Here is a 26,476-nt window from a genome sequence, read left to right as displayed (position 1 = left end):
GGAGAGTCGGACGGCCACTCCTTGGGAGCCACTGAAGGCAAGAACCCATAAGCCACACCCGGCCCTCCCGGGCCACCAAACAACTTACGGAGGGCCCATGACCAACATCCCCAAGATCGGGGATATCGTCGGTGACTTCCGCCTACCCGGAGTGCGTCTTAACGGCGAAGCCTTCCACCGCGGCGACTACACCTTGTGCGAGCAGCGCGGCAGGCCCATGATCCTCGCCTTCTATCCCGGCGACGACACCCCCGTGTGCAGCGCGCAGCTGTGCTCCTACTCCGACGGCCTCGAACCACTCCAGTCCGCCGGAGCTACGGTGTGGGGCATCAGCCCTCAGAACCTCGACAGCCACGAACGCTTCGCCCGATCCAGGAAGCTGCGCATGCCGCTCCTGGCCGACCCCGACCGATCCGTGGCGAAGTCGTTCGGCATCACCGCACCCCTGATCGGGCTGCGCCGCTCGGTATTCATCATCACCGCCCACGGCCGCCTGCACTGGAAACACGTCACCGCCGTCGGCGCCACCTACCCGCCCACCGCAGACCCGACCGCGCAGCTCGCCACCCTGCCGGCCTGAGCCGCACGAAACCAGTCCCAGACCGGGATTTCCGCCAATCCGTCTGCTGCTGGGTGTCCCGATGTCCATATCGCACACCGGAGCAGCGCAGCGGAAGCGGCTGGCAGCCAGGGGCTGACCGTGCGGGATCTGCCCGAGCTGTGCGACGTGGACACCCCGACCGATGCGGAACGGGTCGCTGCGGCCGCTCCGCAGACCTTGTTCGCGGCCCGGCACCGTGACCCATGCGCGGTGACGCGATGACCGGCCAGCTGACGGAACCGGTCCTCCGCACCTGACAGGTCGACCCGTACGCGGACACGCTGCGCCCTGGCAGGGCCCGCTCGGCCTCCGCCGCCCCGACGGGTGGCTGCTGCCCCTGGAAGTCGAAGGCTGGTACGCCGACGCACGCGGACTCGGCCGACGCCACCGTCCTGGCACTGTGTACGGGTTCGGTCCTGGACATCGGCCGCGGGCCAGGCCGCCTCGTCGCCGCCCTGACCGGCCTGGGACATCCCGCCGCTGCGCGTGGACGTCACCCCGGCGGCAGCGGTGGCGGTACGAGCGTCTTGCAGGCACGCCATGAAAGTGACCGGCGGGCCGGGGGCGGAGGGAAAGGCAACCCTTCATCACTCCGCCGACCAGACGCGTGCGGATGGCTGCAACACCGTACTGAACGCGGACGGCCAGGGCGTCGGGCCCCGCAAGGCCGTCGCATGCTGGAACGCTTCCACAGGTGAATCTGCGCACCGTCCTTGCCTCCGCCGCACTGGCTGCTCTCACGGCCTCGCTCTTCCTCACCATTCGGTACGACGGCTCGTCCACCGACCCCGCCGGTCTGTTCTGGTGGTACGCGGCCTGCTGGGTGCTCTTCGCAGCGGGCCTGCTCGCACTGCGCCGCGTCCCCGCAGGCAGCGTCGTGCCCATGCTCCTCGCCGGCGCCGTCACCGTCGCGGTGACCGGGCTGGTGGGGCCGCCGCAGACCAGTACCGACCTCTACCGCTACGCATGGGACGGCCGCGTCCAGTCCGCCGGCATCTCCCCCTACGACCACACCCCGCAGGACCCTGCGCTCGCACCGCTGCGCGATCCGTGGCTCTTCCCCACGGGCGCCGCCTGCACCGGCCCATATCTTGCCCCCGTCCCGCACACCGGCAGCACACCGCACTGCACTCGCATCAACAGGCCCGCCGTCCATACGATTTACCCGCCCGTCGCCGAGGCGTACTTCCTGGCCGTCGACCAGCTCGCGCCCTCAGACGCTCGGCACAAGCCACTGCAGATCGGCGCTGCCCTGATCTCCCTCGGCGTGACCGGAGCCCTCCTGCTGATCCTGCGCCGCGCCGGGAGCGACCTCCGCAACGCCGCGTACTGGGCCTGGTGTCCGGCCGTCCCCGTCGAGGCCGTCAACAACGCCCACATCGACATCCTGGGCGTCCTCCTCGCGGTCACCGGACTCGGCCTCGCCGCCGTCCCTGCCATGGCCCGTCGGACGGCCGGCGGCCTGCTCATCGGCGCCGCCATCGCCACGAAACTGATGCCTGCCGTCGTCCTCCCCGGCGCCTTGGCCGGGGTCCGCCGCGTCCGCGACGCGGCCGTCGTACTGCTGCCCGCCGCGGCCTTCGCCGCACTCGCCTACCTCCCCTACGTCCTCCTCTCGCACGGGTCGGTCTTCGGCTACCTCGGCGGCTACGTGGAGGAGGAGGGCTACGACGACCCCTCGGCGGCGTCGCGCTACTCGCTGCTGCGCCTGGTCCTGCCCGACACCTGGGTGTTCCCCGTACTGGTCACCGTCGTCGCGGGCGTGTGCGTATACGTGATGTGGCGTGGGGACCAACAGCGCCCCTGGAGCGGCGCCCTCCTCGTCACCGGCTGGTCTTTCGCCCTCCTCACCCCCGGCTACTCCTGGTACGCCCTGCTCCTGGTCGCGCTCGTGGCCTTGGACGGACGCTGGGAATGGCTGGCCATCGCGCTCGCGGGCGCCGCCGTCTACCTCCTCGGCCCGAGGTTCGGCTACCAGGCAGCGCTGAGCAACGTCGCCTACGGCGCTGCGGCCACTCTTGTCCTCACGGCCACTGTCATGCGGCTGTGGGCCGCGACGAAGTGGGCCGGCCCCGGGACCGAGGCAACCATGCCGCCGGCCGAGACACGACACAATCCGTAAAATTCTGATGCGGATGAGGCGGCGGACAATGCAGTTACGGGACGAGGGAGAACACCGGGCGGCCCCCGTTTGGCCTCTGCGAAACACCATCAATGTGTCGGATCGCTCATCAGTCGCCCGCTGTGCTTACGGTCGACCCGGCGACGGTTCCCTCTTCAGGTCCGTCGATGAGGCCACCGAAGGATGGGCATGGACGATCGCGAGAAACCGTCGGGACAGGGAGGGCAGGGCCCGTCGCCGCGCGCCCGGGATGCGGCAGTGCCGGACCCGGGTGCGCAAGGTGATCGAAAGGGCAGCGGATCTCGTGCGGCTCGACCCGGCGCCGGGGCCGGTGAAGTCGGTCAGCCAGGCTTTCGAACGGCTGTCGCTGCTGTTGCTCGTCGGCGGCGTGTTGTTCGTGTTCGCCACCGGAATGCTCAACGTTCAGCTGGACTACATCTTCCCCGGTTCCTTCTACGTCCTGCACTTCTACGGGTCCTGGGTGTTCATCGGAGCCTTCGTCGTCCACGTCGCCTTCCGTATCCCCCTGGTCGTCCGGACGCTGCGCTCAGGCGCACTGCGGAAGGAACTGCTGACGCCACTCAGCCGTACGAGCCCGGAACCGGCCGACGAGACGGGTCTGGTCTCCCCTCGCCCGGCGGAGCCGACCATCTCGCGGCGGGGAGCGTTGGCCATGGTGGGTGCCGGTTCGCTGGTGCTGCTGGGGGTGACGGCGGGTCAGAGCATCGGAGGGTGGCTGCGGGGCACGGCGCTGCTGGCTCCCCACGGACAGGACCCCGGCACGGGCCCGAACGGGTTCCAGATCAACAAGACGGCAGCCGGCGTGGGTATCCGCGCCCGGGACATCGGTCCCGAGTGGCGTCTGGTCGTGCGCGGCGGCGGCCGTCAGCGGATTTTCACCCGAGCCCAGGTCCTGGCATTGCCGCAGCACGGCGCGGCCCTGCCCATCGCCTGCGTGGAGGGCTGGTCAACCGAGGACCAGGAGTGGAGCGGGGTGCGGCTGGCCGACCTGGCCGCACTTGTCGGGTTCTCCGGCCCGCCACCGGGGGTGTTCGTCGAATCCGCGCAGCGCAGCGGCGCGTTCCGCTCGGCAGCGCTGCGCGACAACCAGGTCGGTGACCCGCGCTCGCTGCTGGCGCTCAGGGTCAACGGAGCCGACCTTTCGCCGGATCACGGATATCCGGCGCGGGTGATCGTGCCGGCCAACCCAGGGGTGCACAACACCAAATGGGTCACCCGTCTCACCTTCGGGGAGCGCGTATGAAAGGGTTCCGCGAGGTTTACGGTTCGTCACCACTGCACTTGCTGCTGGTGCTGAGCTCCTTCGCCCTCACCCTGTACGCGGGGGTCCGGCTGCTCGACGGCGACACGATCGGCGTTCTCGTGTGGTTCGTCGGAGCCGCGCTCCTGCACGACCTGGTCCTGCTGCCCTTGTACACGCTCACCGACCGCGCCGCCCAGGCCGCACTGGGCGTTCGCGGGCACGCCGCTCATGGCGACCGCCCTTCTCCCGCGAGCGGACGGATCAACTATGTCCGGGTGCCGGCCTTCATCTCGGGCATGCTGCTGCTGACCTGGTTTCCCCTGATCCTGGGCCAGGTGGGCCACTACACGGCGTATACCGGCCTGCCGGACGACGTCTTCCTGGGACGCTGGCTGCTGATCACCGCCGTCCTCTTCGGCCTGTCAGCCCTGTGGCTGCTCGTCCGCATGTGGTCCTCCCGCCCGCCGCGCCCGAAGCCCCGGCCGCAACCACAACCGCACAAGAAGCCCGCGCCGTGACGGCGCCATCGCGGGGTGTCCGCTCCAACGGTCCAGCGCTGCCTGTCGCAGCGGCGCTGAGGGGAGGCGCAGCCGTGCTCAGGCATGCAGGCGGCGTTCGGGAAGCGGTTGGGACGGTGGTGCGGTGAGTACGCGTCCGATTCATGATTACGCTGTGCTGTCGGACCGTCGTTCGGCGGCCCTGGTCGGCACCGATGGCTCGGTCGACTGGCTGTGCGTTCCCCGGTTCGACAGCCCCGCGATCTTCGGCCGGCTGCTTGACGACGAGGCCGGCCACTGGTCGATCCGACCCAGCGGCCCCGCTGACGTCAGCCGCCGGTATGCGCAAGAGACACTCGTGCTCGAGACGACCTTCCGCACAGCGACGGGTACGGTGGTCCTGCTCGACGCGCTCGCGATGGGACACCGGGAGCGCGGACATGCGCTGGGTGCCTCCTCGCCCGGTGTACTGCTGCGTCAGATCACCTGCACGGACGGCTCGGTGAACATTGAGATCAGCTATGCGCCACGTCCGGAATTCGGTCTCATCCACCCCGTGATGGCGCCTGTTCGCGGCGGGCTGACGGCCTACGGCGGCGCTCATCTCCTGATGCTGTCTTCCCCGGTCGCCCTGGACGTCAGCAGGTCCACCGCGCACGCCGAGGTGTCGCTGACGGCAGGACAGCGGGTCGGCTTCGCCCTGCACGCCGGGTCGCCCTGGGCCGACGAGCCTGCGACTTGGAGCGCACGGCGAATCCGTCGCCGCCTGAACGACACCATCAAGGGCTGGCGCTCGTGGTCGCAGGCCCATCAGGGATACCGTGGCCCCTGGCAGGAACAGGTCGGCCACAGCGGACGCGTACTGCAGGCCCTGACTTTCGCTCCCACCGGTGCCATCGTCGCAGCGGCCACCACATCCCTGCCCGAGAGCATCGGCGGCGACCGCAACTGGGACTACCGCTACACCTGGGTGCGCGACGCCAGCTTCACCCTCCAGGCACTGGCCACCGTCGCCTGCCAGAAGGAGAAGGCGGCGTTCTTCGGCTTTCTCGCCCGAGCCGCGGCCACTCAACTGGAACGCGGAGTGGACCTGCAGATCATGTACGGGATCGGCGGCGAGAGAGACCTGAGCGAACGCATCGTGCCGCATCTGAGCGGCTGGCGCGGGAGCGCACCGGTGCGCGTCGGCAACGGTGCCTGGCAGCAGCGCCAGCTCGACGTCTACGGGGAACTGCTGGACGCCGCCCACCAACTACTTCCCCCCGGGGAGCAGCTCGACCCTCACACCCGCACCCTCCTGCTTCAAGCGGCCGAGGCAGCCGCCCGACGCTGGAGCGAACCCGACCAGGGCATCTGGGAGGTACGCGGGCCCAGCCGGCACTTCCTGCACTCCAAACTGATGTGCTGGGTCGCCCTGGACCGGGCCATCGACATGGCCCCCGCGCTGGAGGCCACCACCGACCGCGTCGCCGAATGGCAGGAAACCCGCGCGCAGATCCGCACCGCCATCGAAACCCGAGGATGGAACGCCCGATTGGGTGTCTTCACCCAATCGTTCGAAAGTGACGAGCTCGACGCCTCGGCGCTCATGCTTCCACTCGTCGGATTCCTGCCCGGACACGACCCGCGCGTCCGTTCCACCATCGATGCCATCGCCGCCCGGCTCACCGATGCCCACGGCCTGGTACGCCGCTACCTCAGCGACGACATCGCGGCCGAAGAAGGCTCGTTCCTCCTGTGCACGTTCTGGCTCGCTCACGCCCTGGCCCTGACCGGTGAAACAACCCGTGCCCGAAACGTCTTCGAGACCGTCCTCGATCACTCCAACGATGTCGGTCTCCTGGCCGAAGAAGTCTCGTCCACCACCGGAGAGGCACTCGGCAACTACCCCCAGGCCTTCAGCCACATCGGGCTCATCAATGCCGCCCGCGCCATCCACCAAGCCGAACAGGACGCGCACTCGGCCTCTCCACTCCAAGGGTGACGGCTACGCCCGACGCAGCACTGGGTGGCTCCTGCCACACTGCTCGCAAGCAGCCCAGCCCGTCTCCCGGGCCACACGAAGGAGCGCCTGAACACCGAGCCTCGCCCAAGGAAACGCGGCACCAACGCTCCTCCCCCCGTCGCCAACCCGTACCCTTAGCCGCTCATCGACGTCCCCACACGCGGCCTCCACCAGCAACAACCCTTCAGCGGAAGTGAACTGAGCGACACGCTCCAGCAGTGCATGCGGGTCGCCACCGATACCGACGTTCCCGTCGATCAGCAGCCCCGGTCTGCCAGTTTCCCTCGTCGGGCAAGGGGTCGAAAACACTACGACACAGCGCCCTCCCGCCCATACGAACGGTGCGGGCGACAGCTTCGAGACTCACATCAATGCCCAGACCCTGATGCGCAAGGCCGTGCAGAGCAACAACCATCCGTCCGGCGCCACAGCCGATGTCGAGAACCGGGCCCACACATCGGTGCAAGACCGTCAGATCAGCGAGATCGGCACGGGCACACCACCGTTCGATCTCGAGCGGCTGAAGCCAACCACCCGAACCACGCCAGAACAGCGGACCCCTGCCGGCACGGAGCGCATCGCGGTACGGACGGGCCTGCCAAGCAGCGCTGCGCCGCCCCATCGGATCCGAAATCCGGGAGAAGCGCCCGGACCCCACTACCGGCTCGGCCGGAATCACGGCTTCCCAAGGGCTGGTCGCCCCGGTGTAGTTGACACTGATGCAGCACCTTCCCCTTCGTGTCCGGCACAGGTCTGTCCCGGGACGGCCTACCCCAGACCATCGGCCGCGATGGTGCGCCCAGCCCCTTCCCTACACGGTGATGACAGAGTGTCATGAGCTGCCAGGATGGGGCAGGCATGATGTCAATGGCCCTGTGAGCAGGGTGCTTTCAGGCCATCGCCAGCGGCTGCCGCGTAGTGGAAGATCTGCACCACTTCCGGGCACGGGTGGCGGGCGGACCTCGGACGTCCGGCCCAGCTCAGTGAGCAGCACCGACCGAGGGACGGCAGCCTGCGCGCGCGGGATCGGCGGTCATGGACGGTCCCGGCTCAGGAGAAGAGTAGTCCGTGCTGATGCTGATGGCCGTCGTGTCTCCGGGAGAGGTGGTCGGCGCGGGGGTCCGAGTGGCGGTGCCGGTGCCGTGGTCGTCATCATGGCGTTCGTCGCTCCCCTTCGCCCAGGCCGATCGCCGGGACCTCGGACGGTCGGATCCGGCGCGGCGCGCGGCCCGGGCCCGCCGCCGGGGCGTGCTCACTCAACCGAAACGGCTTCGAGCTGTTCCTCAAGGGCCGCCAGCGTCCGGTAGCAGGGCATCACCTGGGCGATGGAGGAGTTCGGCTCGCGGCCCTCGCGGATTGCGGCGACGAACTCGCGGTCCTGCAGTTCGATGCCGTCCATCGAGACGTCGACCCCGCTCACGTCGATCGGCTCGTCTTTGCCGGTGACCAGGTCGTCGTACCGCGCGAGGTAGGTGCCGGTGTCGCCGATGTAGCGGAAGAACGTGCCGAGCGGCCCGTCGTTGTTGAACGACAGCGACAGGGTGCAGAGGGCGCCGTTCGCCGCGCGGAGCTGGATCGACATGTCCATCGCGATGCCGAGCTCGGGGTGGATCGGGCCCTGGATCGCGTTGGCCTGCACGATCGGCGAGCCGATCTGGTAGGCGAACAGGTCGACGGTGTGCGCGGCGTGGTGCCACAGCAGATGGTCGGTCCAGGAGCGCGGCTGGCCGAGGGCGTTGAGGTTCGTGCGGCGGAAGAAGTAGGTCTGCACGTCCATCTGCTGGATGCGGTAGTCCCCGGCCTGGACCCTCCGCCGTACCCACTGGTGGCTGGGGTTGAAGCGCCGCGTGTGCCCCACCATCGCGACCAGGCCGGTGCGCTGCTGTGCCTCCAGGCATGCCTCGGCGTCGGTCAGGGAGGCGGCCAGCGGGATCTCGGTCTGGACGTGCTTGCCCGCTTCGAGGCAGGCCAGCGTCTGCGCGGCGTGCATCGGTGTGGGCGTGGCGAGGATGACGGCGTCGATGTCGTCCATCCCCAGCGCCTCTTCCAGGGTGGCGACCCCGCGGCCGATGCCTTGTTCCGCGGCGAACTTCCGGGCGCTTTCGAGGGTGCCGCTCACGACGGCGGCCACCTCGACGCCCTTGATCCGCCTGAGCGCGGCCGCGTGCTTGGCGCCGAAGGCGCCGCCTCCGGCCAGGGCGATCCGGACGGTCTGGTCGTCAGTCATTGAGACTCCTTCACGGCGGGCTCCTGGGCCCGCGGGTGGTTCGCCAGGATCAGGTGGCCGACGGCGGTGTTGGACGCCGGCACATGGTAGAAGCGGTGCTCGACCTCGATCTGTCCGGACCCGTCGAGGTCGCTCATCGCCCCGCGGGCGATCAGCCACATGACCAGCTCGATGCCCTCCGAGCCCGCCTCCTCGACGTACTCCAGATGCGGCACCTGCGACAGGCCGGACGGGTCCTCGATCAGCTGGTCGAGGAAAACGTTGTCCCACTCCCGGTTGATGAGGCCGGCGCGCGGGCCCTGCAGCTGGTGGCTCATGCCGCCAGTGCCCCACACCTGGACCTTCAGCGGCCTGTCGTAGGACTCGATCGCCTTGCGCAGCGCCTGGCCGAGCTTGAAGCACCGGGCACCCGAGGGCACGGGGTACTGCACCACGTTGACGTGGAACGGGATCACCTTGCACGGCCACTTCTCGACGTCCCCGAACATCAGCGACAGCGGTACGGTCAGGCCGTGGTCGACGGTCATCTCGTTGACGAGGGTGAGGTCGAAGTCGTCCCTGATGAGGGAGTGCGCGAGGTGAGCGGCCAGGTCGGGGTCGCCCTCGATGCCGGGGACCGGCCGGGGCCCGTAGCCCTCGTCGGCGGTGGCGTACGCCGCGCCGGTACCCAGCGCGAAGGTCGGGATCAGCGACAGGTCGAACGTGCTGGCGTGGTCGTTGTAGACCAGGAAGATCACGTCGGGGAGGTTCTCTTTCGCCCACTGCTTGGAGAACTCGTAGCCCTCGAAGACCGGGCTCCAGTAAGGCTCTTCGGTCTTGTGGTGGTCCATCGCCGCGCCGATCGCCGGCACGTGCGAGGTGAAGACCGCGCCGGTGATGGTGGCGTGCTCGGCCGGCGCCGCCGGGTCGGCGTACGCCGCTTCGAGGACGGCGTGGTCGATCCGGTTGCCCTCGACGGAGCGGCCGCCGCCGACCATCATGTCGCGGTACTCCTGCTCGGTCATGCCGGTCATCGAGCCCGCCATCTGCTGGAACGACAGCCCCAGCGTGGCACCCCACTTGGCGAGGAAGTAGATGTTGCCGCCCTCGCGCATGGCGGCGTTGAGGTCACGGTCGAGCAGCGCCTGCTTCTGCTCCTCCCGCAGGGGCCAGGCGTCCAGGTAGGCGCGCTCGTCGGCAAGATAGAGCTCGCGGTTCTCCGCCGTCATCAGTGACATGCAGAACTGGTTGAGGTGGTACCCCTTGGCGGACTGCTCGGCGTCGAAAATGGTCGTCCCCGGAACCAGTTTGTAGCTCTTGTCCAGTGACATGGTGAGCCTCCAATCGTGCGGTCGGTCAGTCGGCGTCCGGCCAGTACAGGCGCATCGGGTTGTCGACGAGGAGCCTGCGCTGAAGCTGCGGCGTCGGCGCGATGTGCGGGATGAAGTCGACGAGCAGACCGTCGTCCGGCATGTGGCCAGTGAGGTTCGGGTGCGGCCAGTCGGTGCCCCACAGCACCCGGTCGGGGAACTCCTCGACCACGCGCCGGGCGAACGGGACGACGTCGCGGTAGGCATCCTGCTCCCCGTCGAGGGCCGGCGGGCCGCTCACCGACAGCCGCTCCGGGCAGGTCACCTTGCACCAGATGTCCGGCCGCGCCCGCATGAAGTCCAGGAACGCCTCGAACTCCGGGCCGTGCGGGTCCTTGGTGACATCGGGCCGCCCCATGTGGTCGATGACCAGCGGCACCGGGATCGAGAGGAAGAACTCGCGCAGGTCTGCGAGGTCGGCCGCCTCGAAGTAGACGACGACGTGCCAGCCGTAGGGCGCGATCCGCTCTACGACGTCCCACAGGTCCTGCCGTGGCGCCGCGTCGACGAGCCGCTTGACGAAGTTGAACCGTACGCCGCGTACGCCGGCCTCGTGCAGCTCCCGCAGCTGCGCGTCCGAGATCCCGGGCCGCACCGTCGCGACACCACGGGCCAGACCTCCCGAGGCCCGCAGGGCGTCGGTCATGGCACTGTTGTCGGCTCCGTGACAGGTCGCCTGGACCACGACGTTGCGGGCGAAGCCCAGCTGGTCGCGCAGCTCGAAGAGCTGATCCTTGGATGCGTCGCAAGGGGTGTACTTCCGCTCGGGGGCGAACGGGAACTCCGCGCCCGGGCCGAAGACGTGGCAGTGCGCGTCGACGGCGCCCTCGGGCACCTGGAACCGCGGCCGGCTCGGACCGGGGTACCAGTCCAGCCAGCCGGGGGTCTTCTCGAAGGTCGTCATCCCCGGTCCTCCTCAGTCCTCGTAGCGCAGTCCGAGCCCGGCCAGAGGGCCGCGCATGCCGTAGATGTCCAGGCCGAGCTCGCCCGAGCGGAACCGCGCGCGTTTGCTCTCCTCGTTCGCCTCACGCCTGGCCGACGCTTCAGCGACCTCGGCGGCCCGCTCGCGCGGCACCACCACGACACCGTCACGGTCCGCCACGACGACGTCACCAGGCCTGACCAGGGCGTTGGCGCAGACCACCGGCACGTTGACCGAACCGAGCGTGGCCTTGACCGTGCCCTTGGCGTTGATCGCCCGGGAGAAGACCGGGAAGTCCATCTCCTCCAGGTCGACCACGTCGCGCACTCCGCCGTCGATGATCAGGCCCCGGCATCCCCGGGCGCGGAAGGAGGTGGCGAGCAGGTCGCCGAAGAAGCCGTCCTCGGTCTCGGTCGTGCAGGCCGCGACGACGACGTCGCCTTCGCGGATCTGCTCGGCGGCGACGTGGAACATCCAGTTGTCGCCGGGCTGCAGCAGCACGGTCACCGCGGTACCGCACATACGGGCCGTGGGGTAGACGGGGCGCAGGTAGGGACGCATCAGGCCCACCCGGCCCATGGCCTCGTGGATCGTCGCGACTCCGAACGCCGACAGTGCGGCGACGGCGCGGGGATCGGCGCGGGTGATCGATGTGTGGACGACACCCATCTCGGTGTGTTCCATGCGTTCTTCTCCTGGGATTCAGTGGCCGGCCACGGCGAGGCGGGCGGCGAGTCGGGGGTACACGCGCAGGGCGTTGCCGCTGTAGACGGCGGCGCGTTCCCCGTCGGAGAGGTGCGCGGTGGCCTCGACGTACCGCTTCGTGTCGTCGAAGTGGTGACCGGTGCGCGGGTCGATGTCGCGGACCGCGCCGATCATCTCGCTGGCGAACAGGACGGACCGGCTGGGGATCACCTGGGTGAGCAGGTCGACGCCGGGCTGGTGGTAGACGCAGGTGTCGAAGAAGACGTTGTCGAGCAGCGTCTCGGGGTCCGGTCGGCCCAGCGCCATCGCCAAGCCGCGGAAGCGGCCCCAGTGGTAGGGCACCGCGCCGCCGCCGTGCGGGATTACGAAACGCAGCGTCGGGAAGTCGGCGAACAGGTCGCCCTGGACCAGCTGCATGAACGCCGTGGTGTCGGCGTTGAGGTAGTGGGCGCCGGTGGTGTGGAACGCCGGGTTGCACGAGGTGCTGACGTGGATCATGGCGGGTATGTCGTACTCGGCCATCGCCTCGTAGAGCGGGTACCAGCTGCGGTCGGTCAGCGGCGGCGCGGTCCAGTTGCCGCCCGACGGGTCGGGGTTGAGGTTGACCGTCACCGCGCCGAGTTCCTCGACCGCGCGGCGCAGCTCGGGCAGGCAGGTCGCCGGGTTGACGCCGGGTGACTGCGGCAGCATCGCGCCCATCGCGAAGCGGTCGGGGTAGAGCGTGCAGACGCGGTGGACCAGGTCGTTGCAGATCCGCGCCCACACCGAGGAGACCTCGAAGTCGCCGATGTGGTGGGCCATGAAGCTGGCGCGCGGGGAGAAGATCGTCAGGTCGCTGCCGCGTTCGTCCATGAGCCGCAGCTGGTTGCTCTCGACCGCCTGACGTAGGTCGTCGTCGGTGATGACCAGGTCGTCGGGGTCGGGTGCGTGCTCCGGGGTGCCGGCCGCAGCCACCTGCCGGTTCCGCCACTGCGCGAGCTGCGGCGGCGCGGTGGTGAAGTGACCGTGACAGTCGATGATCATGCGGTTGCTCCTGGTGGTTGTCGGAATCAGCCCAGGGATGCGGCGGGCCAGCCGGTGTACTGCTCGGCGAGGTAGGTGCGCCCGGCGCGGGTGCCCACCACGTTGTCGAGCTCGCCGAGCTGGCGCCGCAGATCGAACGTGGTGCCGCCGGGCGCGGTGTGCAGCAGCTGGGTCATCCAGTACGAGAAGTTCTGTGCCCGCCAGACCCGCTGCAGGGCGCGCGGCTGGTAGTCGTCCAGCGCGGCCTCGCCCGCGCTGCCGAGTGCCCGCAGCAGGACGTCGGCGAGCACCTTCACGTCGTGCAGCGCAAGGTTGAGCCCGCGGGCGCCGGTCGGCGGCACCGTATGTGCGGCGTCGCCCGCGAGCGCCATCGAGCCCCAGCGCATCGGCTCCTGAACGAAGGAGCGGAACCGCAGCACCGTCCGCTCGAGAATCGGCCCCTCCTTGAGACGGAAGCCGTCCTGGCCGGCCACCCGGGCCTGGAGCGTCTCCCAGATGCGGTCGTCCGGCCAGGCGTCGGCGGACTCTTCGGGGTCGCACTGGAAGTACATGCGCTGCACGGTCTCGGTTCGCTGGCTGATCAGCGCGAACCCGTGCTCGGAGTGGGCGTAGACCAGCTCGGGCGCGCTCATCGGCGCCTCGGCCATGATGCCGAACCACGCGAAGGGGTACTCCCTGCCGTAGCGCACCCGCCGCTCCTCGGGCACCAGATCGCGGCACATGCTCCGCGACCCGTCCGCACCGACCACGTACCGCGCCCGGATCTCGTGGCGGGACCCGTCGGGCGCGGTGTAGCGGACCCGGGGAGCGTCGGTGGTGATGTCGAGGACCTCGGTGTCCTTGACGCCGAAGTGGACCGTGCCGCCGTCGCGGTCCCGGACGTCGGCCAGGTCGGTGAACACGTCGGTCTGCGGGTAGAGCCACACCGACTCGCCCACCAGCTCCTTGAAGTCGATGCGGTGCGGCCGGCCGCCGAACCGGAACTCGACACCCTCGTGCTCGTGGCCTTCGCGGAGAATCCGGTCGGAGACGCCGGTCTCGATCAGATCCCGGGCCGCGTCGGCCTCGAGGATGCCGGCCCGGTGCGTCGTCTCGATCTCGCGCCGGGAGCGGGTGTCGATCACGATCGTCTCGACCCCGGCGCGCCCGAGCAGGTGCGCCAGCATCAGCCCGGCCGGACCGGCGCCGATGACAGCGACGGGAACCGAGGCAACGGTGTCGACGGTGGCGTCGGCCATGGCATCTCCTGAGCGGCTGCGAACGTTCCGGACACCCCGAACGTTGGCACCCGGGGCCGGAGCCGGTCGCCGGTGTTTCCGTCAGGCGGAAGCCTTCGGAATCAGACCGTGGTGCGGGCGCGCCGCCCGAGCTCGTCGGAGATCCCGTACACAGCATGCAGAAGCGGCTCGCGCAGCCCGCGCGCACGGCTCGCACCACTCGCCGCGACGACGATCCCCAAAGCGGCACTGACCGGCCCGGTCCGGCCGATCCGCACAGGTGCTGCCACCGCGACCGCTTCCTCCGAGAGCTGCCGGTCGCTGACGAAGACCTGCTCGCGGCGGATCCGGTCCAGCTGCGCGCGCAGCGTCTTCGGGTCGGTGACGGTGTGCGGCGTCCAGGCCCGCAGCGGCGATCCGAGGACCTCTTCCTGGATGTTCCCCGGTGCGTGTGCCAGCAGCACCCGGCCCATCCCGGTCGAGCCGATGGGGAACCGGGTCCCGACCGTCGTCAACAGCTGTACCGATCGATGTCCGGAGATCCGTTCGACGAACACGAGCTCAGTGCCCTCGCGCACCGCGAGCTGAACGTTCTCGTGAGTCGCCTCGTAGAGGTCCTGCATGAACGGCAGGGCCACATCACGCAGGATCTGGGTGCGGGGGCATCCCGAGGTGATCTCCCAGAGCCTCAGCCCGATGTGCCACGACCCGTCCTCCCCGCGCTCCAGCGCTCCCCAGTCCGCCAGCTCCGCGACCACTCGGTGCGTGGTGCTCAAGGCCAGACCTGTGCGCTGAGCGATCTGGGACAGTGTCTGCGACGGGTGCTCGCGGTCGAAGGCCGAGAGGACTTCGAGGACTTTTCCTGCCGCCGTGCTCCGGGTTGTGCTCACGCGGGCAGTCTCGCAGACGGGCGCCCCGCCGCCCGGCCGCACCCCGTACCATCTGCCGGACACCAAGGAGGCGACGTGAACCAAGAGATCATCTCCGGGCTGTCCTCGATGGCGACACGACCCGTACTGGCCGAGCTTTCCGAACACATCCGCATCGCTCACGGGATGCAGGTACGTTTCGAGGCCGCCGGCGGAGTGGACACGGCACGGCGGGTGCGCGAGGGCGCCGACGCCGACCTGCTCGTGCTCGCCGACGGAGCACTGGCCGAACTGGAGAAGGAGGGGCACGTCCTCGGGGGCACGGTGCGCCCGCTGTGGGTCTCTCCAGTAGTCGCGGCCGTGCCGGAGGGAACACCGGTTCCGGCACTCGGCTCGGAATCCGACCTGCGAGCCGCTCTTCTGTCCGCGAAGAGCGTCGCCTACTCCACCGGCCCGAGCGGTACCGCCCTCATCGATCTGATCGCCCGGCTGGATCTCGCCGACACTCTCGGGGACCGGCTCGTCCAAGCTCCACCGGGCGTGCCCGCAGGCAGCCTGCTGTCGTCAGGCCGAGCCGATCTGGCCTTTCAGCAGCACAGCGAACTGATGGACCTGCCGGGCGTCGTCGTCATCGGCCCGCTGCCGGGCGATACCGCCATCACCTCGATGTTCAGCGGGGGCGTACTGACCGCCTCCACCCAGCCGGGCCGCGCCCGCGAAGTCCTTGATCTTCTCGGTTCCGACGCGGCTTCGAGGACCGCCCGGGCCAGGGGCATGCGGGCGCCCGGGGACCGGTGACCGCCTGCTCGGATGGCGGGGCGGCGGTGATGCGCCGCCCCGCAGGCTCACCGGCCCTTCGTCAGCCCCACGGATTGAACGGGATGTTCGGCTTGGCCTTGTTGAGGGTGTCGTTGAACTTGGAGTCCTGGATCGGGAGGTTGGCCTTGCCCCAGCCGGACTGGTTCAGCCGGCGCTGGAGGTTGACGCCGTTGTTGCTCCGCGGGAAGTGGTCCCAGCTGACCAGGGCGGGACGGTCCCACCCGCCGTCTCCCCAGGCTTCCGCGCGCTCGCCCCACTTCGCGAAGCGCAAGGCGTGCGTACTCGCGCCGTCCTTGTGGTAAACGATCTTGACGTGGGCGCCGTCCATCGGAACCTTGTTGACCGGGTGGGTGCTGAACCCTCCGTGGCGGGAAGCCGAGAGATACGAGGGTTTGCCGGACCCCTGCCGCACCCACACCACGACGGACTCCCAGTCGTGGCGGTGCCCTCCGATACTGCTGCCGTTCAGGGCCTGGTCCTTCTCGAAGTACAGGGTGTAGACGATTCCGCACCAGCCGTTGTTGCACTTGGCCCGCGCGTAGGTGTTGGCCGTGCCGAGGTGGTCGGTCCGGCACCCGCCGCCGAGCGAACCGGTAGGCTTGAGGCCGCCGTTGAGGTTGCCCCACATGTCGATGGCGGCCGCGGGGAAGCAGCCGTTGGAGTCGTAGTCGAACAGCGGCTGGAACGCCCGCTGGAACGAGGTGGAGCTCTGCGGCAGGCCCGACAGGTTGGGGGCCGCGGCGGCGCTGCCCGCCAGCGCGGCGGCCAGCGCGATGGCGCTGCCCGCGACGAACGCGCTCTTGCCCAGGCGGGACGGCCTTCTCATCTTCAGGGCATGGGTCATGCGGTGATCTCCAGTCGCTCGGTCTGCTCTGTGGCCGGCTTCGATACCGAATTCGGCGTGGCGGACTGAGACTGGCAAGCGGGAAGTTGATCGTCACGCCCCTTCATCACGGCAATCAATTCCCTTCAGCACGCGCCGACTTGCGCTGGATGGCGTTTCCCTGGCCGTCATCAAGCGCACACCACGCGTTCGGTTCACTGCCGATCGGTCCGAAACGTAGATTGATCCTCCTGAACACTGCGTCTTCTGCTGTGGGGAAGTGAGTGGACCATGGGTCGTCCGGAACGACCGTTGGACCCCGAGGGTGGCCCCGTGCAGCGCCTCGCGCACGAACTGCGCACGTTGCGCAGGGCCGCCGGCAGCCCGTCGTACCGGACGATGGCCGAGGCGGGCGGCTTCTCCGCGACAACCCTGTCGCAGGCGGCGGCCGGAGTGCGGCTACCGTCCCTCGCCGTCGTCCAGGGGTACGCGCGCGCGTGCGGGGCCGATCCGAGGGAGTGGGAGCCGTGCTGGAGAGCGGCGGAGGCGGAGGCAGCGAAGACTCCCGTGCGCGAAGCAGGGCAGAAGCGGGCGCCGTACCGCGGACTCGCTCGGTTCGAGCCGGGCGATCACGAGCTGTTCTTCGGCCGGGACCGCGCGGTGGAGGAGCTCAAGCGGCTGGTGCGCGACCACCGGTTCACGGTGGTGTCCGGCGCGTCCGGCAGCGGCAAGTCCTCGCTGCTGAGGGCTGGTCTGATCCCGTACCTGCGCGAGGAAATGGGCAAACGGGGTCGCCCCGCGATATTGCGCGTGCTCACCCCGGGCCCCAGACCCGCCACGACATACGGGCACCTGCTGGCCCCGGCGGATGGCCGGCCGGAGAGCTGGGTGGTGGTGGACCAGTTCGAGGAGGTCTTCACCCTGTGCCAGGACCGGGAGGAGCGGAGCCGCTTCATCGACCAGCTCCTGGCCGCCCGGGAACCGGAGAGCCGGCGTCGGGTACTCGTCGTCGTACGAGCCGACTTCTATGCCCGGTGCGCCGAGCACCGGGGAATGGCAGACGCGCTGCCGGACGCCGGGCTGCTCGTCGGACCGATGACCGCGGACGAACTGCGCGAGGCGGTCGTGGGGCCGGCGCGGGCTGTCGGACTCCTGGTGGAGCGGGAACTGACCGCACGGATCGTGGAGGAAGTACTGGACCAGCCCGGCGGACTGCCGACGCTCTCGCACGCCCTGCTGGAGACGTGGCGGCGGCGCAAGGGCCGGATGCTGACACTCGGCGCGTACGAGGCGGCGGGCGGAGTGCGGGGCGCTGTCGCGGCGAGTGCGGAGGAGGTGTACGGGCAGCTGTCCGCGACGCAGGCGCGCACGGCACGGCACCTGCTCCTGCGGCTCATCGAACCGGGGCAGGGCACCCCCGACACCCGGCGCCCGCTCCCCCGCGACGAACTGGACGAGTGGGCCGACCCCGGCGTGCCGTCGGTGACCGAGCAGTTGGCCCGCGCCAGGCTGCTGACCGTGGACGAGGAGGGCGTCCAGCTCGCCCACGAGGCGTTGATCACCTGCTGGCCGCGGCTGCACGGCTGGATCGAGGAGGACCGCGAGCGGCTGCGACAACGCCGCAGCCTGGCCGAGGCCGCCCGTACGTGGACAGAGCACGACCGCGATCCCGGCGCGCTGTACCGGGGCACCCGGCTGACGCGCGCGGAGGAGCTGTTCCCCGACTGTGAAAGGAACGGAGCTCTGAACGCTGCGGAGCGGGGTTTCCTCCTCGCCGCGCTCGAGGGCCGCGAGGCGGAGCACCGGGCCGCGGCCCGGACCGCCCGAAGATCCCGGATCCTCATCACCGCGCTCTCCGTCGTCCTCGCGGTGGCGCTGATCGCGGGCTTCGCCGCCTGGCAGTAGCACCGGGACGACGAGCGGCGCCGCACGGACGACGCGGGCCCGCCGCATCGCCGCTGCCGCCCGGGTGTGCGCCGAGACCTCGTCGTCGGCTGAACCGCCCGCTGCTCGCGGTCGCCGCGGTGTCGGCCGGGTGGTATGGATGGGCTGTGATCGGACACCGGCGCTCGTCCCCACAGGCCCACTCCCGCGATGCACCGAGCGGGCAACCATACCGAGGGCTGCGGTCCCTGCTGAATGTACGCAGCCTGGCGGGTCGGGTGTTCCTCGGCGGGCTGGCTCTCGTGTTGCTGCTCGTCGTCACCGGGGTGACGGCCATGGTGCTTGCAGGCTCGGTCCAGCCGAGTGGGCGACGCCGAGCGGGTGACGAGGGGGGTGGCTGAGGCGTTCGCCAGATCTCCGGGAATCGTCGGGGCGCTGGCCGGCGAAGATCCGTCGGCGGTGCTGCAGCCCCGGGCGGAGGCTGTCCGCAAGGCGACCGGCGTGGACTCCGTCAGCGTGTTCGACGCGTCCGATGTCCAGCTCACGTCCCCTGATCCGGAGTACGTCGGGAAGCCCTACGAGGCCCCCGAGGAGGTACGACGGGTCGTACCCCAGATCCGGGCGGGGCGCACGGTCACGTTCCGTTTCGAGGAGCCCGGGTACCAGTCCATCACCACGGCGGTTCCCGTCCTGGCCCCCGACGGCAGGTACGTGGGTGTCGTCTCGGTCGCCATCACGGTGCAGCGGGTCAACGCCCTGGTGAGAGAGAGCCTGCCGGTGCTCCTGGGCGGGGCGGCCGGCGCGGTGGCGCTGACGACCGCAGGGACCGCACTGGTGGCCCGGCGGCTGCTGCGGCAGACCCGCGGGCTGGGCCCCGCCGACGTCACACGCCTGTACGAACACCATGACGCGGTGCTGCACGCCGTGCGCGAAGGGGTGCTGATCCTCGACGGCGACGGACGGCTGGTGCTCGCCAACGACGAGGCGCGGCGGCTCCTCGACCTGCCTGCTGCGGCCGAGCACCGGCACGTGTCGGAGCTGGGGCTCGACGCGGACACCGAAAGACTGCTGATGGGCGAGGACGAGGTGACGGACCGGGTCCACCGGGCCGGGGACCGGCTGCTCGCGGTGAACAAGCGGCCGACCGACCCGTTCGGTGGGCCCCCCGGCAGTGTCGTGACGTTGCGGGACTCCACCGAACTGCACGAGCTCGCGGGCCGCGTCGAGGTCGCCGGGCAGCGCCGGCAGATCCTCTACGAGGCGGGTACGCGCGTCGGGCGCACTCTTGACGTGACCCGGACCTGCGAGGAACTCGCGGAGGTGGCCGTACCTCGCTTCGCCGATGTCGTCACGGTCGACCTGTTCGAGGCAGTGGCCGAGGGCGAGGCACCGGAAGGAGCCGACCGCCGGATGCGCCGCACCGCCCAGCGTGGTGCACAGGCGGGCGAGATGCCGGTGCAGGTGGGCGAGGCCGTCACGTTCGCACCGGCCTCGCCCCAGACGTTGAGTACGGACAGCGGCCACGCTGTTCGGAGCAGGCATCCGCCACAGGCGGCGGCCGGGCCCGGTGCGGGCGGCACTCCTGCCGGCCACCCTTTCCACTCAGCGATCTCAGTGCCCCTGCGAGCACACGGCATGACACTGGGCCTGGTGGAGTTCCTGCGGCGCGAGGGGAAAGCGCCGTACGAGGACGACGACCTGTCGCTGGCAGAGGAATTGGCGACGCACGCCGCGGTGTCGGTCGACAACGCCCGCCGCTACGCTCGCGAGCACGGTATGGCCGAGACGCTGCAGCGCAGCCTGCTGCCAAGCACCCTGCCCGAGCAGACCACGATCGAAGTCGCCTCCCGCTATCTCCCGGCGCACGCGGGCGTGGGGGGCGACTGGTTCGACGTGATCACGCTCCCCGGCTTCAGGACCGCCCTGGTCGTCGGGGACGTCGTCGGACACGGCATCCCTGCCGCCGTGGCTATGGGACGTCTGCGGACCGCCGTCCACAACTTCACCGCACTCGACCTGCCGCCCGAAGAGGTGCTGGGCCGACTGGACGAGCTCGTCGAAAGGCTGGACCGCGAGGCCAAAGCCGGTGCGGAGATCAGCGGCTCGACATGCCTTTACGCCGTCTACGAGCCGGTGACCGGCGTCTGCACCGTCGCCCGTGCCGGACACCCTGGGCCCGCGCTCGTCTCACCCGACGGGGACGTCCAGTACCCCGAGGTCCCCGCCTCACCGCCGCTGGGAGTGGGCGGCCACCCGTTCGAGACGGCGGAGCTCCGCCTGGCAGCAGGTTCCAGGCTCGTCCTGTTCACCGACGGCCTTGTCGAGGACCGCACGCGCGATCTGGGACGCGGCCTCGAAGACTTGCGGTCCGCACTGGCCGAGCACCGGCCTCGCGGCCCGGACGAGATCTGCCAGGCCGTGACGGACGCGCTGCTCGGACCGCACCCCGCGGACGACGCAGCCCTGCTGGTCGCCCGGACCCGTCTACTGCGACCCGAACAGGTGGCTGACTGGGACGTCCCGATGGACCCCGCTGCGGTGGGGACCGTTCGGGCGGCCTGCGGACGGCGTCTGGAGGAGTGGGGGCTGGAGGAGATCGCGTTCGCCACCGAGCTCATCCTGAGCGAACTCATCACCAACGCCATCCGGTACGGCAGCCCGCCTGTGAAGGTCCGCCTGCTGTATGACAGCAGCCTGATCTGCGAGGTGTCCGACGGCAGCAGCACAGCACCCCATCTGCGGTGGGCGGAGTCGACGGACGAGGGCGGCCGGGGCATCTTCCTCGTCGCCCAACTCGCGCACCGCTGGGGCACCCGCTACCCGCCCGGCGGCAAGGTGATCTGGGCCGAGCAGCTCATCCCCGAGGGAACGGCCGCACCGGGCAAGAACTGACCTGGCGGTCTCCCTGCCTCCGTACCGGCTGGGTTGGACGGCCCCAAGAGCCCTGGCGGGCGAGGTCCCCGAGACCGAGACTGCGCCCGCGTCGTCGTGGCACCCAGCGCAGTCAGGCGTAGTGGCGGTAGACGGCCTGGGCCACGCAGGCCGGCTTGTCGCTGCCCTCGACCTCCACGGCGAACGTCAGCGGCATCTGCACGCCGTTGCCCTTGACCTCCTCCACCGTGCCGACGGTGCCGTGCAGGCGGACCTTCGCGCCGACCGGGACGGGGCTGGGAAAACGGACCTTGTCCAGACCGTAGTTGATGCTCATGGAGACTCCGCTGATATCGAGGAGTTCCCCGAAGAGCGGGATGATGAGGGAGAGGGTGAGGTAGCCGTGGGCGATGGGGCCGCCGAAGGGGCCGTCCTTGGCCTTCTCGGGGTCCGTGTGGATCCACTGGTGGTCATCGGTGGCGTCGGCGAACGTGTTCACCCGTGTCTGGGTGATCTCCCGCCAGTCGGTGCGTCCGAGGTCGGTTCCACTGAGGGACTTGAGTCCTTCGAGGCCGTGGGCGATGGTCATCATGGAGAATCCTTTCGGTGGCGCGGGCGGCACTGGGTGCGGCCCGCAGCAGGGCTTTACGCGTGGTGGTCTTCCGCGGGACCGTCCGCGTAGGTGTCGCGCACGGCGGGTTTGATGATCTTTCCGGAGGCCGTGCGGGGCAGGGCGTCCGTGAGGATCACCGACTTCGGAATCTTGTACTTGGCGAGCCTGCCGTGCAGGTGGCCGAGGATGCCGTGCTCGTCGGCCCGAGCTCCGGGCTTGAGGACGACGACGGCACGGCCGACTTCGCCCCAGACCGGGTCGGGAACCCCGATGACCGCGCATTCGGCGACGGCCGGGTGGGTGAGGAGCGCGTCCTCGACCTCGGCCGGGTAGACGTTCTCACCGCCCGAGACGAACATGTCCTTGACCCGGTCGACGATGTAGGCGTATCCGTCCGGGTCGGTCCGGGCGATGTCGCCGGTGCGCAGCCAGTGGCCGTCGCCGTCGGTGAAGGCGGCCTCGGTGTCCTCGGGCCGGCCCCAGTAGCCTGTCATGACGTTGGGGCCCTGGACGAGGATCTCGCCGCGCTGTCCGGGTTCGGCGTCCCGTCCGTCGGGCAGGACCACCCGGGTGTCGGTGAAGAAGTGGGGCACGCCGGCGGAGCCGGCCTTGGTCGAGGTCTGCTCCCTGTCCAGGTAGAGGATTCCGGGGGACGCCTCCGTCATGCCGTAGCCCTGGCTGAAGGCGAGGCCGCGGGCGAGGTAGGTGGCGATGGTGCGTGTGGGGACGGGTGCGCCGCCGCAGTTGAGGCTGCGCAGGCTGGACAGGTCCGTCGTCGCCCAGCGGGGCCGGGCGGCCATGGCGTCGTACATGGTGGGGACGCCGAACATGTACGTGACGCGCAGGCTCTCGATGGTCTTCAGTACGCGTTCGGCGTCGAAGGCACCGAGCAGCACCACCCGGCCGCCCTTGAGGAAAGTGGGCAGGCAGGTCATGTTGAGGCCGGCGGTGTGGAACAGCGGGGCGACGACCAGGGTCACCTCGTCGCCGGCGATGTCGGTGTCGACGAGGACGTTGACGCTGTTCCAGACGATGTTGGCATGAGAGAGGACGGCGCCCTTGGGGCGGCCCGTGGTCCCGGAGGTGTACATGATCATGCACGGGTCCTCCAGCACCACGGTCTCGTCCAGCGGCTCCGTCCCGCCGCAGGCGAGCAGTTCTTCATAGCCGAGCGCACCCTCGCCGGGCCCGTCGAGCGCGATCCGGTGGCCCACTCCGGCCTCGTCAGCCGCGGCGCGGGCGGCATGGGCCTGCTCCGGCGCGTGGACGAGGACGGTGCTGCCCGAGTCGGACAGGTTGTACGCCAGTTCCGGGCCGGCCAGGCGGGTGTTGAGCGGGACGAAGACCGCCCCGAGCAGACCGGCGGCGAACAGCGTCTCCAGGAAGGCGGGGTGGTTGGGCCCGAGGTACGCGATCCGGTCGCCCCGGACCACTCCCAGCTCGTGCAGGGCGTGGGCGAGGCGCAGGACGCGCTGGTGGAGCTCGCGGTAGGTCCAGGAGCGGTCCTCGTGGACGAGGGCGACCCGGTCCGGGGTCTTGCGGGCCCGACGCGTCGGCCACGAGCCGATGCCTTGGTTCAACACGGCGACTCCTTGAGTTCCTTCGGTTCGTTCAGTCCGTGAGCAGGCCGAGCAGGCGGGCGGCGTTCTCCTTGAGGATCTTCGGTCGGACCTCGGGCCTGATGTCGAGCTTCTCGAAGTCCGCCAGCCACCGGTCGGGAGTGATGACGGGGTAGTCGGAGCCGAAGAGGACCTTGTCCTTGAGCAGGGTGTTGGCGTATCGGACGAGCTGCGGCGGGAAGTACTTCGGGGACCAGCCGGACAGGTCGATGTACACGTGCGGCTTGTGGGTGGCCACCGCGAGGGCCTCGTCCTGCCAGGGAAAGGACGGGTGGGCGAGGATGATCCGCAGTTCGGGGAAGTCGACGGCGATGTCGTCGACCAGCATGGGGTTGGAGTACTTCAGGCGGATGCCGCCGCCGCCCGGGACGCCGGCGCCGATGCCGGTCTGACCGGTGTGGAACAGCGCGGTCACACCGAGTTCCTCGATGGCCTCGTACAGCGGGTAGGCCATCCGGTCGTTCGGGGCGAACGCCTGGATGCTGGGGTGGAACTTGAACCCGCGGACGCCGTACTCCTCCACCAGGCGCCGTGCCTCGCGCACGCCCGCGCGGCCCTTGTGCGGGTCGATGCTCGCGAAGGGGATCAGCGCGTCGGCGTGGGCGGCGCAGCTCTCGGCGATCTCCTCGTTGGAGATCCGCGGGTGTCCCGTGGCGTGTTCGGCGTCGACGGTGAACACCACGGCAGCCATGTGGCGTTCGCGGTAGTGTGCGGCCATCTCGTCGATGGTGGGCTGCCGGTGCCCGTGGGCCTTGAAGTACGTCTCCGAGGCGCCGAACAGTTCGGGGCTCAGCGCCCCGTGGCCGTCCTTGGAGACCTCGGCGTGCGTGTGCACATCGATGGCGGTCAGCCGGTCGAGGTCGAGCGCGAGGTCGCCCATCTCACGCCTCCGGGGCCTGGGGAGCCGGGATGCCGTAGGTCTCGGGCTCGGCTCCGACGCCGCCCTGCCAGTGGCCGGCGATCTCGTCGGCGCTCCAGCCGCCGCCGGCGAAGGCGACCGACTTCTCCTTGGGGTGCGCCCACAGGGCCAGCCGGTCGCCGCCGATGCCGATCGCCTGCCCGGTCACTCCGTCGGAGGCGTCCGAGGCCAGGAAGGTGATCAGGCCGGCGACGTCCTCGACGGTGCCGAGGCCCTCGTCCTTCCGCAGCCAGTCCGGAAGCGGGCTGCCGGTACGCTCGGCCTCCTCGATCGCCGGGGCGAAGGCCGGGATGGTCTTGGTCATCTCGGTGGCGGCGACCGGAACGACGGCGTTGACGGTGATGCCGGCGCGGCCCAGTTCCATGGCCCAGGTGCGGGCCATCGCGACGACGCCCGCCTTGGCGGCGGCGTAGTTGGTCTGACCGAAGTTGCCGCGCTGCCCGGCCGGCGAGGAGATCAGGACGAGCCGGCCCCCGGTGCCCTGCTCCCGCATGCGGACGGCGGCCGCGCGGGCGCAGGTGAAGGTGCCGCGCAGGTGCACGCGGACGACGTCGTCGAAGTCGTCGTCGGTCATCTTCCACAGCACGCGGTCGCGCAGGATGCCGGCGTTGGTGACGAGCACGTCCAGGCGCCCGAACTCCCGCACCGCCGTGTCCACCAGTTCCTCGGCCGCCGCGCTGTCGCCCACCGCCGCCACGACGCCGGCCGCCCTGCCCCCCGCGGCCGTGATCGTGGCGACGGCCGCGTCGACCGCGCCCTGGTCGACGTCGTTGACGACGACGGCGGCTCCCGCCGCGGCAAGGGCCTGGGCGTATCCCAGTCCGAGGCCGCGCCCGCTGCCGGTGACGACGGCGACTTTCCCGTTCAGATCCATGGAGGGTGCCTCTCGTGAGCAGTGTGAGGATGCCGGAAGCGCCGGCACGTCGAGCCGGGATCGACAGGAATCCTGATGAACAACAGTGTGGGCAATCAACAGGATTCCTGTCAATGTTCTAGGGTGGTACGCGCCGCCGCCCCGGCTGCACTCGACGAAGGAACGACACGGACCGCCCTGCGCCGGCCGTCACGACAGGAGGACGAACATGAGCACCTCACTGCTCTACCTGGTCAAGAGGACGGAGCTGGCGGTGCGGGCCGGCCTGGAGGAGCTGCTCAAGCCCGCCGGCATCACAGCGTTGCAGTACACCGCCCTCACCGTGCTGGAGCGGCACGACGGCATTTCCGCCGCGCAGCTCGCCCGCGACTCCTTCGTCACCGCTCAGTCCATGGCCGACATGGTCCGCGCGCTGGAGAGCCGCGGCCTGATCCGCCGCGAACCCAACCCCGCCAACCGCCGCGAGCGCCTCATCCTGCTGGCTGACACGGGGCGCCGGCTGCTCGAGGAGTACGCCGAGCCGGCCCGCAGACTGGAAAGGCGCATGGTCGCCGACCTGACCGCCGAGGAGGTCGAGCAGTTCCGGGAGGCGTTGAACCGCACGTGGCGATCCCTCGCCTGACTCGGGAGGCGATCCCTCGCCCGACGCGGGAGATGAGCTGATACGGCCGGCGACCGGCGTGCTGAGCACGCGGGCCGCCGGCCGCGCGCTTTCTACCTGAGCGCGTACATGCGGATGACCACGACGTCCTCCCCCTCGGGGCGGGCGAGACCGACGAAGACGGTCTCCGCGAGCCAGCGGTGGGCAGGCGCGTCCGTACGGAAGACCGGCGACGTCCGGTAGTAGTGACCGGCCTCCGAAACCTGCAGGTCCCCGTCGAACTGGTCCGGGCTGTCGGCGCTGGGTCGGTAGAAGCCGCGGTTGACGATGTCGATCACGGCACCGTCGTCGGTGCGGAGCAGGTAGCGCGCGTCCAGCTCGCAGACCTCCCCGCGCGTGCTGCTCCAGTCACCCCCACCGGGCAGGACTTCCCCGCGCAGGAGAGGGCCCTCCACGCTGCCTCCGACGATGGGGGTGAACTCGGTGACCTCACCGTCACCGTGGCCGATGTGGAGCGTCTCTGTGACCTTGGCGCGGATCTCGAACGCGAAGTCGAGGGCGGGTGTGAAGGGCATGTGGTTTCTCCGGTTCTGGGGGGGCGGGGCGACATGCTCGTGCGCCGCGAAATGAAGGCGGGCGAAGGTGGCGATCG

General features: G+C 70.0%; 20 protein-coding genes and 3 pseudogenes. 10 read left to right on the top strand and 13 right to left on the bottom strand.

All coding sequences use genetic code 11. The features are described 5' to 3' along the window. Positions 1 to 97: 97 nt before the first annotated feature. The 6 genes and pseudogenes from ACFWP3_RS23765 (at position 98) to ACFWP3_RS23740 (ending at position 6,468) form a co-directional block, all read left to right on the top strand. Positions 98 to 580, top strand: a complete 483-nt coding sequence (locus ACFWP3_RS23765; protein WP_384224457.1) for a peroxiredoxin — start codon at positions 98 to 100, stop codon at positions 578 to 580. A 284-nt stretch (positions 581 to 864) separates the two neighbouring features. Then, positions 865 to 1,080: pseudogene (locus ACFWP3_RS23760) on the top strand (SAM-dependent methyltransferase); the annotation flags it as partial. 215 nt (positions 1,081 to 1,295) lie between these two features. After that, a complete protein-coding gene (locus ACFWP3_RS23755; RefSeq protein ID WP_384224454.1) occupies positions 1,296 to 2,723 on the top strand; it encodes a glycosyltransferase 87 family protein in 1,428 nt (475 codons plus the stop codon). A gap of 328 nt (positions 2,724 to 3,051) precedes the next feature. Next, positions 3,052 to 3,987: pseudogene (locus ACFWP3_RS23750) on the top strand (molybdopterin-dependent oxidoreductase); the annotation flags it as partial. Continuing rightward, a complete protein-coding gene (locus tag ACFWP3_RS23745) occupies positions 3,984 to 4,505 on the top strand; it encodes a hypothetical protein (RefSeq protein ID WP_384224451.1) in 522 nt (173 codons plus the stop codon). The pseudogene ACFWP3_RS23750 and the gene ACFWP3_RS23745, both read left to right, overlap by 4 nt. A 124-nt stretch (positions 4,506 to 4,629) precedes the next feature. Then, positions 4,630 to 6,468 (top strand): glycoside hydrolase family 15 protein, encoded by a 1,839-nt coding sequence (locus ACFWP3_RS23740; protein ID WP_384224449.1) that lies wholly within the window; start codon positions 4,630 to 4,632, stop codon positions 6,466 to 6,468. Positions 6,469 to 7,741: 1,273 nt separating this feature from the next. Here ACFWP3_RS23740 and ACFWP3_RS23735 read toward each other — a convergent pair. From ACFWP3_RS23735 to ACFWP3_RS23705, 7 genes are all read right to left on the bottom strand, one after another. Then, positions 7,742 to 8,716: a Gfo/Idh/MocA family oxidoreductase gene (locus ACFWP3_RS23735; protein WP_384224446.1), complete on the bottom strand. Its 975-nt coding sequence runs from the start codon at positions 8,714 to 8,716 to the stop codon at positions 7,742 to 7,744. After that, positions 8,713 to 10,026 (bottom strand): protocatechuate 4,5-dioxygenase subunit alpha, encoded by a 1,314-nt coding sequence (gene ligA, locus ACFWP3_RS23730; protein WP_384224443.1) that lies wholly within the window; start codon positions 10,024 to 10,026, stop codon positions 8,713 to 8,715. The genes ACFWP3_RS23735 and ligA overlap by 4 nt, the downstream gene beginning before the upstream one ends. 25 nt (positions 10,027 to 10,051) lie before the next feature. Next, positions 10,052 to 10,969: an amidohydrolase family protein gene (locus ACFWP3_RS23725; protein ID WP_384224440.1), complete on the bottom strand. Its 918-nt coding sequence runs from the start codon at positions 10,967 to 10,969 to the stop codon at positions 10,052 to 10,054. Positions 10,970 to 10,981: 12 nt separating this feature from the next. Beyond that, a complete protein-coding gene (gene ligK / locus ACFWP3_RS23720) occupies positions 10,982 to 11,671 on the bottom strand; it encodes a 4-carboxy-4-hydroxy-2-oxoadipate aldolase/oxaloacetate decarboxylase (RefSeq protein WP_384224437.1) in 690 nt (229 codons plus the stop codon). Between the two features lie 18 nt (positions 11,672 to 11,689). Then, positions 11,690 to 12,715, bottom strand: a complete 1,026-nt coding sequence (locus ACFWP3_RS23715) for an amidohydrolase family protein (protein ID WP_384224434.1) — start codon at positions 12,713 to 12,715, stop codon at positions 11,690 to 11,692. A gap of 26 nt (positions 12,716 to 12,741) precedes the next feature. Then, positions 12,742 to 13,953: a 4-hydroxybenzoate 3-monooxygenase gene (locus tag ACFWP3_RS23710; protein WP_384224431.1), complete on the bottom strand. Its 1,212-nt coding sequence runs from the start codon at positions 13,951 to 13,953 to the stop codon at positions 12,742 to 12,744. Positions 13,954 to 14,054: 101 nt separating this feature from the next. After that, positions 14,055 to 14,822 carry an IclR family transcriptional regulator gene (locus tag ACFWP3_RS23705; RefSeq protein ID WP_384224428.1) on the bottom strand — a complete coding sequence of 256 codons (768 nt, stop codon included), beginning with the start codon at positions 14,820 to 14,822 and terminating at the stop codon, positions 14,055 to 14,057. 75 nt (positions 14,823 to 14,897) lie between these two features. Here ACFWP3_RS23705 and ACFWP3_RS23700 point away from each other — a divergent pair, with 75 nt between their 5' ends. Beyond that, a complete protein-coding gene (locus ACFWP3_RS23700; RefSeq protein ID WP_384224425.1) occupies positions 14,898 to 15,599 on the top strand; it encodes a substrate-binding domain-containing protein in 702 nt (233 codons plus the stop codon). A gap of 61 nt (positions 15,600 to 15,660) precedes the next feature. Here the strand turns inward: ACFWP3_RS23700 and ACFWP3_RS23695 are convergent, their stop codons facing one another. After that, positions 15,661 to 16,464, bottom strand: a complete 804-nt coding sequence (locus ACFWP3_RS23695; protein ID WP_384224422.1) for an NPP1 family protein — start codon at positions 16,462 to 16,464, stop codon at positions 15,661 to 15,663. Positions 16,465 to 16,734: 270 nt separating this feature from the next. Here ACFWP3_RS23695 and ACFWP3_RS23690 point away from each other — a divergent pair. Together ACFWP3_RS23690 and ACFWP3_RS23685 are read left to right on the top strand one after the other, a co-directional pair. Continuing rightward, positions 16,735 to 18,409: pseudogene (locus ACFWP3_RS23690) on the top strand (helix-turn-helix domain-containing protein); the annotation flags it as partial. A gap of 311 nt (positions 18,410 to 18,720) precedes the next feature. Then, on the top strand, positions 18,721 to 21,219 hold the full coding sequence (locus tag ACFWP3_RS23685; RefSeq protein WP_384224419.1) for a SpoIIE family protein phosphatase: 2,499 nt from the start codon (positions 18,721 to 18,723) through the stop codon (positions 21,217 to 21,219). A 112-nt stretch (positions 21,220 to 21,331) separates the two neighbouring features. On the opposite strand, the gene ACFWP3_RS23680 is transcribed toward ACFWP3_RS23685, so the two are convergent. From ACFWP3_RS23680 to ACFWP3_RS23665, 4 genes are read right to left on the bottom strand one after another with little or no spacing between them, the layout of a single operon-like run. Beyond that, on the bottom strand, positions 21,332 to 21,790 hold the full coding sequence (locus ACFWP3_RS23680) for a MaoC family dehydratase (protein WP_384224416.1): 459 nt from the start codon (positions 21,788 to 21,790) through the stop codon (positions 21,332 to 21,334). A gap of 53 nt (positions 21,791 to 21,843) precedes the next feature. Continuing rightward, positions 21,844 to 23,394 carry a long-chain fatty acid--CoA ligase gene (locus tag ACFWP3_RS23675; protein WP_384224413.1) on the bottom strand — a complete coding sequence of 517 codons (1,551 nt, stop codon included), beginning with the start codon at positions 23,392 to 23,394 and terminating at the stop codon, positions 21,844 to 21,846. 28 nt (positions 23,395 to 23,422) lie between these two features. Then, on the bottom strand, positions 23,423 to 24,310 hold the full coding sequence (locus ACFWP3_RS23670) for an amidohydrolase family protein (protein ID WP_384224410.1): 888 nt from the start codon (positions 24,308 to 24,310) through the stop codon (positions 23,423 to 23,425). Between the two features lies 1 nt (position 24,311). Then, positions 24,312 to 25,223, bottom strand: a complete 912-nt coding sequence (locus tag ACFWP3_RS23665) for an SDR family oxidoreductase (protein WP_384224407.1) — start codon at positions 25,221 to 25,223, stop codon at positions 24,312 to 24,314. A gap of 208 nt (positions 25,224 to 25,431) precedes the next feature. On the opposite strand from ACFWP3_RS23665, the gene ACFWP3_RS23660 reads away from it, so the two are divergent. Next, positions 25,432 to 25,845, top strand: a complete 414-nt coding sequence (locus tag ACFWP3_RS23660; RefSeq protein ID WP_384224405.1) for a MarR family winged helix-turn-helix transcriptional regulator — start codon at positions 25,432 to 25,434, stop codon at positions 25,843 to 25,845. Positions 25,846 to 25,937: 92 nt separating this feature from the next. Here ACFWP3_RS23660 and ACFWP3_RS23655 read toward each other — a convergent pair whose 3' ends face one another. After that, positions 25,938 to 26,399: a DUF3237 domain-containing protein gene (locus tag ACFWP3_RS23655; protein WP_384224402.1), complete on the bottom strand. Its 462-nt coding sequence runs from the start codon at positions 26,397 to 26,399 to the stop codon at positions 25,938 to 25,940. Positions 26,400 to 26,476: the final 77 nt, after the last annotated feature.

Origin of the sequence: Streptomyces sp. NPDC058525, from assembly GCF_042719495.1 — a bacterium.
GTDB lineage: Bacteria > Actinomycetota > Actinomycetes > Streptomycetales > Streptomycetaceae > Streptomyces.
Note: the sequence above shows the minus strand (reverse complement) of the source record. Positions and strands in the feature narration are given on the sequence as shown.